The 13,843-nt window shown below is 39.0% G+C and carries 11 protein-coding genes; 4 read left to right on the top strand and 7 right to left on the bottom strand.

Annotated elements, in window-relative coordinates; all coding sequences use genetic code 11:
• Positions 1-93 precede the first annotated feature (93 nt).
• The 4 genes from JN080_RS04970 to JN080_RS04955 form a co-directional block, all read right to left on the bottom strand.
• Entirely contained in the window at positions 94-1,479 is a 1,386-nt protein-coding gene (locus tag JN080_RS04970; RefSeq protein WP_256234817.1) for an MATE family efflux transporter, read from the bottom strand.
• A 418-nt stretch (positions 1,480-1,897) separates the two neighbouring features.
• Positions 1,898-2,968 carry a branched-chain amino acid aminotransferase gene (locus JN080_RS04965; RefSeq protein ID WP_256234816.1) on the bottom strand — a complete coding sequence of 357 codons (1,071 nt, stop codon included), beginning with the start codon at positions 2,966-2,968 and terminating at the stop codon, positions 1,898-1,900.
• Between the two features lie 123 nt (positions 2,969-3,091).
• Positions 3,092-3,970 (bottom strand): LysR family transcriptional regulator, encoded by an 879-nt coding sequence (locus JN080_RS04960; protein ID WP_256234815.1) that lies wholly within the window; start codon positions 3,968-3,970, stop codon positions 3,092-3,094.
• A gap of 286 nt (positions 3,971-4,256) precedes the next feature.
• On the bottom strand, positions 4,257-6,662 hold the full coding sequence (locus tag JN080_RS04955) for a putative bifunctional diguanylate cyclase/phosphodiesterase (protein WP_256234814.1): 2,406 nt from the start codon (positions 6,660-6,662) through the stop codon (positions 4,257-4,259).
• A 420-nt stretch (positions 6,663-7,082) separates the two neighbouring features.
• On the opposite strand from JN080_RS04955, the gene JN080_RS04950 reads away from it, so the two are divergent.
• The 3 genes from JN080_RS04950 to JN080_RS04940 all read left to right on the top strand — a co-directional run bounded on the left by JN080_RS04950 (position 7,083) and on the right by JN080_RS04940 (position 10,370).
• Positions 7,083-7,871, top strand: a complete 789-nt coding sequence (locus JN080_RS04950) for an SDR family NAD(P)-dependent oxidoreductase (RefSeq protein WP_256234813.1) — start codon at positions 7,083-7,085, stop codon at positions 7,869-7,871.
• 212 nt (positions 7,872-8,083) lie between these two features.
• A complete protein-coding gene (locus JN080_RS04945) occupies positions 8,084-8,527 on the top strand; it encodes a VanZ family protein (protein WP_256234812.1) in 444 nt (147 codons plus the stop codon).
• Between the two features lie 451 nt (positions 8,528-8,978).
• Entirely contained in the window at positions 8,979-10,370 is a 1,392-nt protein-coding gene (locus tag JN080_RS04940) for an NAD-dependent succinate-semialdehyde dehydrogenase (protein WP_256234811.1), read from the top strand.
• A gap of 279 nt (positions 10,371-10,649) precedes the next feature.
• On the opposite strand, the gene JN080_RS04935 is transcribed toward JN080_RS04940, so the two are convergent.
• Together JN080_RS04935 and JN080_RS04930 are read right to left on the bottom strand one after the other, a co-directional pair.
• Positions 10,650-10,949 (bottom strand): hypothetical protein, encoded by a 300-nt coding sequence (locus JN080_RS04935; protein WP_256234810.1) that lies wholly within the window; start codon positions 10,947-10,949, stop codon positions 10,650-10,652.
• Positions 10,950-11,448: 499 nt separating this feature from the next.
• The gene (locus JN080_RS04930) at positions 11,449-11,913 is read right to left on the bottom strand and encodes a hypothetical protein (RefSeq protein ID WP_256234809.1); all 465 of its coding nucleotides are present in this window, start codon (positions 11,911-11,913) and stop codon (positions 11,449-11,451) included.
• A gap of 212 nt (positions 11,914-12,125) precedes the next feature.
• Between JN080_RS04930 and JN080_RS04925 the strand changes: the two genes are divergently transcribed.
• A complete protein-coding gene (locus JN080_RS04925; RefSeq protein WP_256234808.1) occupies positions 12,126-12,290 on the top strand; it encodes a hypothetical protein in 165 nt (54 codons plus the stop codon).
• A 137-nt stretch (positions 12,291-12,427) separates the two neighbouring features.
• Here the strand turns inward: JN080_RS04925 and JN080_RS04920 are convergent, their stop codons facing one another.
• Positions 12,428-13,819 carry a purine-cytosine permease family protein gene (locus tag JN080_RS04920; protein WP_256234807.1) on the bottom strand — a complete coding sequence of 464 codons (1,392 nt, stop codon included), beginning with the start codon at positions 13,817-13,819 and terminating at the stop codon, positions 12,428-12,430.
• Between the last annotated feature and the right edge of the window lie 24 nt (positions 13,820-13,843).

The following is a 13,843-nucleotide window of genomic DNA, read 5'->3' as shown; positions in this document are numbered from 1 at the left end:
AAGAAAATAGAGCTTCGGTTTTCTTTTTAATAATTCCTCCTCTTATTCAGGAAAATAGCCCTTAAATGGAATAACAAGGAGCTTTCTCTTGCTTTATCCAACATGTACTTTTTTCATTGAGGAGTTTTTTGCTAATATCTTTTTAAACTGATTCGCGAATAATGTAACAGTAGCGGAAACTGCAAGTATATCTGAGATTGGCTCTGCAAGAAATACCGCGAAATCCTTATTAGAAAAGAAATGTGGCAAAAGGTAGATTAACGGAATCAACAAAATAATTTTGCGTAACAGAGCAAGGAAAAGGGATGTTTTCGCCTGCCCAATGGCAATGAAAGTTTGTTGACAGGCAAGCTGTGCCCCCATTACAAATGCTGCAGCCATGTAAATTCGCATTGACCACACAGTGGTTGCCACCAACTTTGGATCATTGCTAAATAAAGAAACAAATAATTTTGGAAAAAGACTCATCAAAAGCCAAAAAACAAATGAAATGCTTAAGGAAGAAATCATAAGTAATTTAAATGTTTTTTTCACACGGTCATTATTCTTAGCCCCATAGTTGTAGCTGATAATTGGTTGCGCCCCCTGTGTTAATCCTATTATGGGAAGCATGAGAACCTGCATTAAACTGGACATAATGGTCATGGCTCCTACTGCCATATCTCCTCCATAGGTTTTTAGTGATGCATTAAAAGTAATGTTTAAAAGGCTCTCTGTACTTGTCATAATAAAAGGAGAAACTCCTAAAAGAAGAACAGGAATAATAACGGATTTTTGGAGCTTCATATATTTTTTTCGAATTCTAAGCTTTGATTTTTTGCCAAATAGAAAATTTAATGTCCATATTGCTGAAACAGATTGGGCAATGACATTAGCAGCCGCAGCACCTTGTACGCCCATGCCAAAGCCAAAGATAAAAATCGGATCAAGAATGATACTAATCACAGCCCCGATTACAACTGTAAGCATGCTAATTTTAGCAAAGCCCTGTGTTGAGATAAAGGTGTTTAATCCTAAAGCAGTCTGAACAAAAATAGTTCCACATACATAGGTGTTTAAAAATTTCAGTGCGTATGGAAGTGTTTCATTACCTGCGCCAAACAGCACTAGTAATTTTTCTCCAAAAAATAAAAAGAAAATCGTTAAAACAACGGAAATTCCGATTAAAGCAACAAAACAGTTTCCCAATATTTGTTCCGCTTCATCATTTTTGCCTTGTCCCATTCTAATGGCGGCCCGAGGAGCTCCCCCCATCCCAATTAAAGAACTAAATGCCGCAATGATCATAATAATTGGAAATGTTATCCCTACTCCGGTTAATGCTGCAGCACCGATATTTGGAATATGCCCTATGTAAATTCTATCCACAATGTTATAGAGCATATTAACCAATTGAGCTGTAATCGCTGGAACAGCTAAATGAACCAACAACTTTCCAATTCTATCTGTTCCTAATTTGTTAACACTCTCTTTACTCATTTATAAAGTCCTTCCTCTGGTTCTTATGTAGTATACAAGTATTATTATGCGCTTAAATCCCAATCCACTCCAACAGTTAATTAAATGCAAAACTTATTTTACAGGACAAGCAGCCAGTTAAAGATTTTTAACCGACAATAACCGTCACTAATTTGTCTTCTGAAGGGTTTTTTGTATCATTTATCAAATCCATTATCCTGCTCTTTTATCATGTGTTATTTTCGTGGTCTTCATTTTTTTAGTTCGGCTGTTCTAGAAACGACACCCCCTATGCCCTTATAACCATTCAATAAACGATCTTAGTTTATAACATAAATACTAATTACATCTAAAAAATTGTTCAACAATAAGGCCCTTTCATGAAAAAAGCGCAGATCCATACTCTGGAAATGCGCCCGTTTGTATTGTACTGCTAAGTTCAAAGTTTAATTGTCCATTTAAATGGATCGTCAAGTGAGCCATTTTGGATGCCTATTAATGTATCATAAAGCATTTGTGTTACTTCTCCAATTTCACCATTGTTAACGATGATTCTTTCGTCCTTCCATTTTAATTCACCAATTGGCGAAATGACAGCTGCTGTTCCCGTACCAAATGCCTCTTCTAATGTTCCGTTATGATAAGCCTCCATAACCTCATCAATTGAAATGCGACGCTCTTCGACTGAAATATTTTTTGACTTTAACAATTGAATCATTGAATCACGTGTAATTCCTGGCAGGATACTGCCATTTAACGCAGGTGTTACGACTGTTCCGTTCATTTTGAAGAAGATATTCATACTTCCTACCTCTTCCACGTAACGTCTTTCTTTTCCGTCTAACCATAACGTTTGAGAATATCCATCCTTGCTAGCTATTTCTTGTCCTTTAAGGCTGCTAGCGTAGTTACCGCCTGTTTTCGCTCCACCCGTTCCCCCGACAACAGCACGTACATAGTGCTGCTCAACTAGAATTTTGACTGGTTTAATGCCTTCTTTGTAGTAAGAACCAACTGGAGACATAATCATGATAAATTGGAAACTCTTCGAAGATGACACGCCTAAATGCGGATCTGTTGCGATAATAAATGGACGGATATATAAGGATGTCCCTAACTTATTCGGAATCCATTCACGATCCACTGTAATTAATTGCTTAAGCGCTTCTAATGCATGTTCCTCATTAATGGCAGGGATGCATAAACGTTCATTAGATGCATTTAACCGTTTGAAGTTGCTTTCTGGACGGAATAATAACACCCTTTTATCTACTGTTACATACGCCTTTAATCCTTCAAATACCGTTTGACCGTAATGGAAAACCTTTGCCGCTGGATCTAAGGAAATCGATTGATACGGAATAATGCGTGGATCATGCCAACCCTTTCCTTCTATGTAATCTAAGATAAACATATGGTCGGTGAAAAATCGTCCAAAACCTAGTTGATTCATAGCAGGTTTCTCTTTTTTATTGGTGGTTAATTCTATTTTTATTTCGCTCATCGTCATAGCCTCCATAGTATAAAAGAATTTTTTAAAAAGTGTGAAGAATTATAAATCATTCTACTCGGAGTGCTTCAATTCGTAAAATATATATAAACTATAAAAACTATGCGAGAAAGTTATAGAAGCTTAAAGTTTATTCGACTGAATATACTCTATGAACGCCCGCGCGGCAAAAGAAAGATATTTACTTTTTTTGTAAATGAGCACTAATTCCCACTCGATACGTGGATCGGAAATGGAAATCGCATGCACGTTCCGATTATTAAACCGACTCACCATCGACCTAGGGATTAACGAAATTCCTAGCTTTGTTGTGACCATTTCACCGATTAAATCCCACAGAGAACTTTTATAAGCAACTGTTGGTTCAAATCCCGACTGCATACATGCCTGCTGCACCACATCATGAAGGGCATAATCTTCTGTTAGGAGGATAAAGGATTCATCTTTTAAATCGGATAAACGGACGGACTCTCTTTCGACCAACTCATGTTCACTATCTACCAGGACAACTAGTTCTTCCGATAACAAAGGGATCGATTCAAAATCGGAAGCCACTGGCCGTACTGTAATGCCTAAATCGATATCTCCTTCTTCTACCTTAAGCTTTAATTGTTTTCCATTGTATTCGACCATTTGGATATCAATTTGCGGATATTCTTTCTTAAATCCAGCAAGTATATTAGGGAAAAGCAATACACCTGTTGTAGGCATTAATCCCAATTTTACGGTTCCCTTTTTTACATGAATCAGCTCATTAACAGAAGCATATACACCTTCGACCGACTGCAAAATTTTTAAAGCTTGTTCATAAACGATAACCCCCGCATCAGTAAGTTCAATTTTCCTCTCTGACCGATCTAATAATGTGACCTTTAATTCATCTTCAAGACTTTTTATCATCTTACTAATGGATGGTTGAGAAACAAGCAAAATTTGAGATGCTTTTGTAAAATTCTTTTGCTTGGCCACTTCTACAAAATATTTAAGGTGTTGAATATCCACTTTATAAACTCCTTCAATTAATTGGATTCATTATGCTCCAATCTATTAACAATTACAAAAATCCTCTATATAACTTAGTTTAGAAAAAGCCTGAGGGCGGTAACGAAAGCTCTCGTTACCGCCCTACTCTTTGTTTAAAGCAATAGATTCATTTCGGTTGTACAGAGACAGACCGTCACGACACACAGTTGCTCTGGAATTTGGCAGTGGGGCAGCACCGGAAAATGCTGTCATCCCCCAGAGTTGGCAGCTGATCAGTTCCGAACCCCGCAGTAAACTCACTTGTTCAGGACAGTGAATTTCGCACCGGATCAGCACCAAAACCCGTTCTCTCCAACTCTTCCGCCAATAATGGCTTACTAAAAAAGTATCCTTGAGCGGTATGGCAAAGGTTCTTCTGCAGAAAAATCAGCTGGTCTTCATTTTCAACTCCCTCTGCAACTACCTCAAGATTCATATGATGGGCCATCGCAATAATCGTTTGGACGATGGCGACATCACTTACATCGGTGGGAATTTCCTTAATAAATGATTGATCAATTTTCAATTTATTGATTGGAAGCCTTTTTAGGTATTGGAGCGAGCTGTATCCTGTCCCAAAATCATCAATGCTAATCTTTATTCCGATCCGTTTGAGTTCCGCAAATAACTCTTTCGTATTACTGCTTACAAAGGTATTTTCGGTAATTTCCAGCTCTAAATAAGCTGGGTCCATTCCTGATTCCTTCAAAACAAGACGAAGCTGGTTTAGAAAATCCGGATGAAAAAACTGCTTAATGGAAATATTTACAGCTACCGTAATCGGTGGGTATCCGTTTTCCACCCACTGCTTCCACTGTCTGCAGGCCGTTTCCAGCACCCAAAGACCTAAAGGAATGATAAACCCGCTTTCTTCCGCTTGCGGGATAAATTTTTCAGGAGACATCCAGCCATTCATTGGATGTTTCCAGCGAATCAGGGCCTCCACTCCCGTTAACTTCCGATCTTGGATTTGAACTAACGGCTGATAGACAAGCACGAACTCTTCCTTTTCTAAGGCAAAGCGAAGCTCATTCTCTAAATCCAGATCAGCCATCGTTCCCATATTCATCGATGTATCGTAAAAGGTATACTGATTTCGAAACGCCTTTTTTGCGGCAAATAAGGCTGCATCTGCTCGTTTCGTTAGTATTTCTGGTTCACAGCCATGATCCGGGTACAAGCTGATCCCGATACTTGAAGTGATAAATAATTGGTGTTCACCAACGATAAACACCTTTCTTAAGGATCCGAGGATATTCTCTGCGGCCATGGCAGCCTTTCTTCTGTCTGCATTTGGCAAAAAGGCTAAGAACTCATCCCCGCCATGTCTGCTGACAACGCCAGCGTCCCCTACACATGATTTTAATCTGCTAGCAACCTCCTTCAATAAAAGGTCACCGATCGAGTGGCCTAGCGTATCATTGATCAATTTATAGCGGTCGAGGTCAAGAAAGAAAACCGCAAGCTGTTCATTTTTCTCCTTTGCGTGACTCAGTGCTTTTCTTAAATTTTGCTCAAAATACCGTCGATTAGGCAGCTCTGTTAACGGATCATGAAAAGCCATGTGTTCCACTTTTTCAATAGATTCCTTCAGTTGTTGATTTTTTCGGAAAATCTGCATCGTTCTTTGTTGGACTTTAAATTCCAGTTCTTGATTTAACCGAACGGACTGCTCAAGGAGGGCATCATTCTGAACCAAGGTGTAAATCTGGCGAAAGATGATGAGCATGATTGAAAGTATGGAACCGAAGTGAATACTAGTAGTACCCTCTCCTTGTATCATCATAATGAAAAATAGAAAAATGACCCCCAGATAGGGTATCCATAACCGAAATGAAAAGAATCTTTTTGGACAACCCTTTTTGTCTATTTTAACTTGATCCGTGTGGTCCTTTATAATAAGGATAGTAGTTTTAGAGTAAAAAGAAGAGACTCCAATCATAAAGATTCCCAGTGTCCACAGGAGATCAACAGGGCTGCCAGACGAATATTGTCCTTTGGAGATAAGGTATAAAAACAGGATATCTGCTAGTAAAAAGCTGCACGTTCCGAAAAAAGCAAACAGAAATACGTTGGAAGAAAGTTTTAGGCTGACTGTATTCAAAAAAGATAACAGAACAAAGAGGATCGCTAAATTGCCGATCGGGTAGCTGACAGTGACGATATAGTCCCAAATCCCTTGGTCTGCTAAACTACCTAGCATTGGTTTGAGGATTAATTCCCAACTCACCGAAGTTGCAACGACAACGACAATTAACGTGTCATAGATTATCTGCCCTAGTCGGATTATTTTTCTATTAATGAACATTAGATAGATATAGGCGATCATAACAAATCCATACATCAGCATCCAAAACAGATCAGCAAAACTAGGAAATGGTGTTTTGACGTTCAAATAGAGTTCGTAATAATCCCAGATAAGCATCCCAATGCCATAACAGAAGATCGTCAGACTGAGAAACAGCCAAAACTTCCGATCCTTACTCTGTTCCACTAAATACTTTTTAAATAGCCAATAACCCGAAATCATGGCAGCGGTTGTTTGAAAAAAATCACTAACAAACGCTAAGTCCCGTTGATTGTTTCGAAAAATAAACAAAAATATGGCATGAAACAGGAAATACATGCAGGCAATTAAGGTAGCTTTTTTTGGAGGTGTTAATGTATTCATTGTTAAACCCTCTCTAGTTCATCATGTTTAAAGAATCTGATCGAAAGCGTTGCCAAATAAAGTGAAAATTAGATACTATTAATCATAATTTTACAATAAAAAACAATTTTTTTCTGCCAAAATATGAAAAATACTCGACCTTTATTGAAATGGGTGCCTAATAGAGGGGAGAAGTGCTGAAACATCTCCCTTCTATATCTATTCTGTTGCTTTAAAATAAAGTCACACTAAACTAATCTATCGTTCTGGACAAGATCCAGCGAGGAAGTTCCATGGAAATACACGGTTCTCTATTTTTAACCGTGACCTGCCACAAAATATTCATGAAAAATTCAGATTTGTTAAACAACTATTGAGTTATAATGAAAGCGCATACTATACGATCCAAGTCTTTATGAATGAATAAAGGGGGAAAATCACATGCAAAAATTTGACTTCACAGGTAGGGTAGCAATTGTCACTGGGGGTGGTGGCGGAATTGGCCGGGCGGCTTCATTAGCTCTTGCAGACAATGGTGCAAAAGTGGTCGTCGTTGACCTGTCTGACGAAGCTGGAACGGTGACAGTGAACCTAATTCAGGAAAATGGCGGCGAAGCGCTATTTGTGAAAGCTGACGTGACAAGCGAGGAAGACATTAAAGCCTATGTTGAGAAGACAATTTCGAAGTATGGCAAAATTGATATTTTCCTAAATAATGCTGGCTGGGAAGGAAAAATTGTTCCACTTGTAGATTACCCTACAGAAGTATTCGACAAATTAATGGCCATCAACGTACGTGGAGTATACCTGGGCTTGAAATATGTACTTCCGCACATGATTGAACAAAAAGGCGGTGCAATTGTAAATACATCTTCAGGGGCAGGTTTGGCGGCAACTCCAAGTATGGTTGCATATGGCGCAAGCAAACACGCCGTTCTTGGTATGACAAAAACTGCCGCCTTTGAGGCAGCACCACACGGAGTACGAGTAAATGCAGTTTGTCCAGGTGTGGTAAACACAGCTATGATGCGTTCCATCGAAAGCGGCTTTGGCCAGGGGGACCCGGCAGCAGCTGAAGCAACGCGAAAACAATTTGCAGCTACTGCTCCAGATGGGCGCTATGCCGAGCCTGAAGAGATTGCGAACCTAATGATGTACTTAGTATCCGACTTATCCAGCCACGTTATAGGTCAAGAAATCTTGATAGACGGCGGAGCTATGTTAACTTGATTTTTGATGTTTTTTAAAAATACTATATAAAAGGCGGTCTGATTCCTTCCCAGACCGTTTTTTTAGTGGAAAACTGAACCTAACACTGCTCCCCTGCCATTTCCGTTGTTTTGAAGATATTCCTACATAATTCTGACAAAACGACATTCTACGACTCAAATCCTATTTTCAGCTTTGCCGATTTACGTTAAAATGGCACAGAGGTGGATTTTGTGAAATTTCGTTGGATATGGTGGGCATTGGTGGTCGCATGGTGCATACAAATTTTCTATTTTACAGCCCTGCCGGTTTATAATGATGAACACACTAGAGGTTTTTTAACAAACATACTCGGGGATATTTTTCCGAAAGATTCAAGTGGCATTGGTATAATTGATTACTTAATTCGCAAAGCAGCCCACGTGACCGTTTTTGGCATCCTTGCGGTTTTATTCAAAACAGCATTAAATAAGCGGCCGCGGGCTTATCAATTTGCATGGTTGTTTACGGCCATTTACGCTGCGACAGATGAGTGGCACCAGGCGTATGTACCAGGCAGAACCTCCTCCGTTTTTGATGTGATGATTGATTCAGTAGGCGCATTTATTTTTTTGCTTTGTTTGTTTTTTTGGAAAAAAAGGAAGAAGGCAAAGATAGGTCCAGAAGCACTCGCTTAAGAGTGCTTTTTCTTTTTGAAAACAGGGAAAATCTGTGCGAAACTTTTGCATAGAGGGTGGAAACTTCGTGTGGGATAAAGCCAGTTTTCTTGAAGAACTGGCTTTACCGAACTATATTGACAAATTTAGTTTCGTCTCCATCTGGTACCTATTTTATTTCTATTTTGGTACTTTTCATTGGATCAGATTTTTGTAATAATTTTACTAGAATTTGATACTATGATAATGGGCGATTAGAATGCCACTGAATCAAAGGCGTTTGAATGACAGGAAAAAAAAAGAAATATGTAGCTAAAGGGAGAAGCAATGGCAACCTTTGCATCGCCGACCATGCTTATAGTGTTACTTTATTGATATTGATGGTGGCAAACTAGTCGCTAGTGCCGAAGCTTGATGGTTCAAAAAAATTATAGATAAATAGTTTCTACAAAAAAAGAGGTGGTGGAGTTAGATGGCAGAATTATTACAAGTGAAAAATCCGGCAACAGGTGAACTAATCAAAGAAGTAAAAGTCGATAGTGAAGAAGAAATTAAACAAGCCATAAAAAATGGCCATGACAGTTTTAAAAAATGGGCAAAGGTGAACGCTCATGAACGATCCCGCTTATTAAGAAACTGGTCGCAAGTCATCCAAGAACATAAAGCAGAAATAGCCGAAATTATGACGTTGGAAAATGGCAAACCATTAAGTGAAGCATTTGGCGAAGTCAACTATGCAACGAGCTATATTGATTGGTATGCAGAGGAAGCAAAACGCATCTACGGAAGAACCGTCCCTGCGGCAAGCGAAACGAAAAGAATCATTGTCACCAAACAGCCAATCGGTTTAGTTGCCGCGATTACGCCCTGGAACTTTCCAGCTGCAATGATGACTAGGAAAGCAGCACCTGCATTAGCAGCCGGATGCCCGTTTATTGTAAAGCCTGCCGTCGAAACTCCGTTAACAACAATGAGATTAGTAGAACTGGCACATGAAGCTGGGATTCCTTCCGATGTTATCCAATACGTGAACGGTCCCGGTACAATGGTGGGGGATATTTTTACAAGCAGTGAGTATGTGCGCAAAATTACCTTTACAGGTTCTACCCCAGTCGGAAAGCAATTAATTAAAAACAGTGCCGATACGATTAAACATGTAACAATGGAATTAGGGGGCCACGCTCCGCTCATCGTTGCAGAAGATGCTGACCTTGACTTCGCTGTGAATCAGACAATCGCCACAAAATTTCGGAATGCAGGTCAAACCTGCGTTTGTGCCAATCGGATTATTGTCCATGAAAATATTGCTGAAGCCTTCTCTAAAAAATTAGCAGAAGCAGCCAAAAAGCTAAAAGTTGGTAATGGGCTGGATAAAGATACGAATATAGGACCTATTATTAACGAAAAAGGCTACAACAAAATTGTCGCTCAAATTAATGATGCGGTTGAAAAAGGAGCGGAAGTTCTGGCAGGAAATCAATTCAATGTTGATCAAGAACAAGGCTACTTCTTTGTCTATCCTACTGTATTAACCAAAGTAACGCTCAACATGAATATTATGCAGGAAGAAACATTTGGTCCCGTTGCGCCGATCATCACCTTTAAGAGTTTGGAGGAAGCGGTCGAAATTGCGAACAGTACCCCGTACGGACTGGCCGCCTATTTCTTCACAAATGACTATAAAGCAGGAACATATTTGAGTGAACATCTGGACTTTGGAATTGTCGGTTGGAACGACGGTGCCCCGTCTGGCGCTCACATCCCATTTGGCGGCATGAAAGAAAGCGGAATCGGCCGCGAAGGCGGACTTGAAGGAATCGAACCATATTTAGAGACTAAATATCTATCTATCGGAAATCTTTAAAAAATGAAGCATGCCGATTCCTGCTTACAGGAATCGGCTTTTCTCATGCAGTGGGAGTATTGGAATATATCTATAAGTATTTGAACGGTTCTATTCAAATCTATGATAATTTCTAAGATGTTTAGAAGTACCTTTTTTAGTTTCATAAATCAAACATTCTCTTAATCTTCTACAATTCTATAGTAAATGTTCGTTCATTTTCTTAATTGTCCCTAATAAGGTTCGACTTACTGCTTCACCTGACAAATAATCATGCTTCGAAAGCTCCATTCTGAAACTTTACTCTACGACTACGGAAACTAAGAAAAAGACAGCTGCACCAAGTAAGAAAACTGCTGAAATGATTGCAAGCACCCTGCCTATCATCCCTCCCGGGGGAGCAGCTGGGACAGGGGCAGGGAGTGTGACATTGACCGGGACAGTGATGGGGACAGGAGCAGATCTAGAAGTAGAGGCAGATGCGGCAGGCTGTTGCGTGAAATTAAAAGTTTGACTCCATGTGTTGTCATTATTCATAGTTCTGCTCCATGTATTGTCATCATTCATAGATTTGCTCCATGTATCTTGATTATTATTCACGGTTTTTTAATCCTTTCCTCAAAGTTTAAAGGGCTTCTCTTATTCATGATAAATGCCCAGTACGTAATGTATAGTATGATTTTTTGGGCTGGAAGTGTAAGAAAAATTGATTTTTCGAAAAAAATTGCCCCATCCTGCGTCAGTTCATCTTCTGCAAAATTATTGAGGCACAACGACTGGTCCCTACTTATAGTTCTCCTCCGCCGATGCTGTATACTCTAACAAGGAAGGCTGCTGAATATCAGTAGCCTTCTTTGTTAAAATGTTTCATATTTAGGTTAACAGGCCATCCCCAATAGCAATTCAAGTTCGTGAATGAACTACTATAGGATCTTTTCTCTTACTTTAAGGAAACATTAGCCTGATCTTGAACCAGTTGAAGTGCATCTTGCAAGGAAATAATTTCTTTTTGTATTTTGAAATATCCTTCTATCTCAGGTACACTTTTCTTCGTTACCAATCATTCCGAATGAAAATCCTTTAAAATCTTGTTTGAGAACTATTTTTTTGGTTTAATGGATTGTTCCACTAAATACTGAATCCCATAAATTAAAATGGCCCAACACACACTCATAACTCCCCACGTGCTAGCTTTCATCTTTTTAAATTTAAATAATCCAACTTTTTGAGAGATAGAGAAAAAAGGAAAAGCATTAATCCAATCTATTGCTATATTTGTAAGTAAGTATTTGAAAAAACTGCCGTAAGTTAATTTAAATATCCACAGTGTGCCAACAAAATAAGGTCCTAGAAAGTATGTAAAATCTACAGGGCCCGGGAAGATAGGATTTTTATTGATCCACCATTTTTTCTTATTAGCTATTGTACTTGTTGCACTGAGGCATAAATTAACAAGACTAGCTACAGGCAAAAATCTAAAAAATGAACGTTTTCCCATGAAAGGAACAGTTAGCCACGGAATAATTAACTGGGCTAATGAGAATATCTTTTTTTTATCCAACATAACTCACCCCTAAAAACGTGTTTAAGCATATTATCCACCTTTTTTTGGAAATAATGAGTTGTCGGATAAAAAATCGTTGTTCAATCTAAACTGATCCTTTTATTTAAGTACAAATCTCTTCTAAAATGTGTCATAGATATCCAATTTTCCTTTATAGATGTTGCTCTAAAAATTCTTTTATAAATAAAAGGTCAGCAGCGAGGTAAGAAAAAATGAATCAAGAACAGGCAAAGGTAATTTTACAGGATAGTATAAAAATCAAAAGTATCAATCCTCCAGAAAATGAAACCCTTGTCGCCAAAAAGTTAAAGTCTCTTTTCGATGAACATGGTATTGAGACCGAGCTTGTTGGAATTCAGCGAAAATCGAACAAATGAAAAATCTCCAACATTTAGCGATGTTGGAGATTTCACCGTTTTGGCTGAAAGGTAAAAAGAACAGCTCCTCTTTTCAGTAATGGTTCACACACGGTTGAGGGCACAATATCCGAAAGAGGTGTCGGCCTGTTTAGGTTTTAAAAAATGGTCTCACTCTCAATTGACTGGATGTTGACGTCCGCTTCAGACACACTATTTAATTTTCTTTTCATCATAATATAATAGAGGACTGCTGGAACCACTATTCCCAAAATCCAGGCAATATCGGCCCCTCCCAATGCTTTGGCAACCGGACCCACATAGAGTGAGGAGTTCATGAACGGAACTTCTGCAATAATGGCCACTAAAAACGATAGTGAGGTAATCTTGTTGAATTTCCCGTATTTCCCATTCAGATCGAAGATATCCTTAATACTGTATTCGCCGTGCCGAAGTATATAAAAATCAACGAGGTTAATGGCTGTCCATGGAATTAAGAAGTAGCTAATGAATAAAATAAAGTTGATAAAATTGGAAAGGAAATTTCCCTGGCCCCAAATGGCTAGTAAGGTCCCGATGGCTGCAATCCCAAAAACAAAGAACATTCTCACTTTTGGGGTAACCTTTATTTTTGAAAACGGTTCCACAGTAGAGATGGTTGACATAAAGGCACCATATAAATTAAAGACATTGATGGAGAGCTGGCCAAAGAGGATGACGGCAAACATTATAAAAGCAAAACCGCCAAACTGATGTGCCAGATGATCGCCGGAGTGGCTTAGGAACCCTGGAATAGCAGTGGTCAAAATGACGCCTAGAAGCATCATCCATCCTGTTCCCAGAATCGTCCCCGCATACGTATACCAGAAGGTTTGCTTATACGGAGTATTCACCGGCAAATACCTTGAATAATCGGCAACATACGGGGCAAAGGAAATTTGCCAGGTTGCCACTACACTTACACTTAACATAAAGGTTGATAGATTAAAATGCGCTGGTGACCAACTCCCTGCGGGCACAGGCAATTGAAAGACAATAACGGTAGCAATTATAAAAACGATAAAAAACACCCATGATAAGTATTTTTGCATTTTATGAATGAGATCATGACCAATCATTGTCACGATAAACGTGATAATATTTAGAATAATGATACTCCAAGTCAAATTGATATTTAAGGAGCTGCTCAAAACTTGAGCTCCTAACAAACCGCTGCTAGCAAAAAAGCCGAGATACATAAAAATAACAAGTAGAAGTGGAATAACCGCCCCGATTACGCCAAATTGAGCACGGCTCTGAATCATTTGCGGAATGCCAAGCTTTGGCCCTTGAGCAGAATGAGAAGCCATAAAAATGGCCCCCAGCAAATTACCAACGATAATCGCCGCAACACTCCAAAAAAGATTTAAACCAAAGGTCACACATAGCGCTCCTGTCACAAGTGTCGTCATGTGCATATTTGCCGCAAACCAAACAGGAAATAATCCTCTTGCTTTTCCATGACGCTCATTGGCAGGAATATACTCAATGCTCCTCGTTTCAAACTTCATCAACAAAACCCCCTATATTTTTTT

Origin of the sequence: Bacillus sp. EB600, from assembly GCF_024494385.1 — a bacterium.
Taxonomy (GTDB): domain Bacteria; phylum Bacillota; class Bacilli; order Bacillales; family Cytobacillaceae; genus JAEVLT01.
This window is presented reverse-complemented; position numbering and strand designations above follow the sequence as displayed.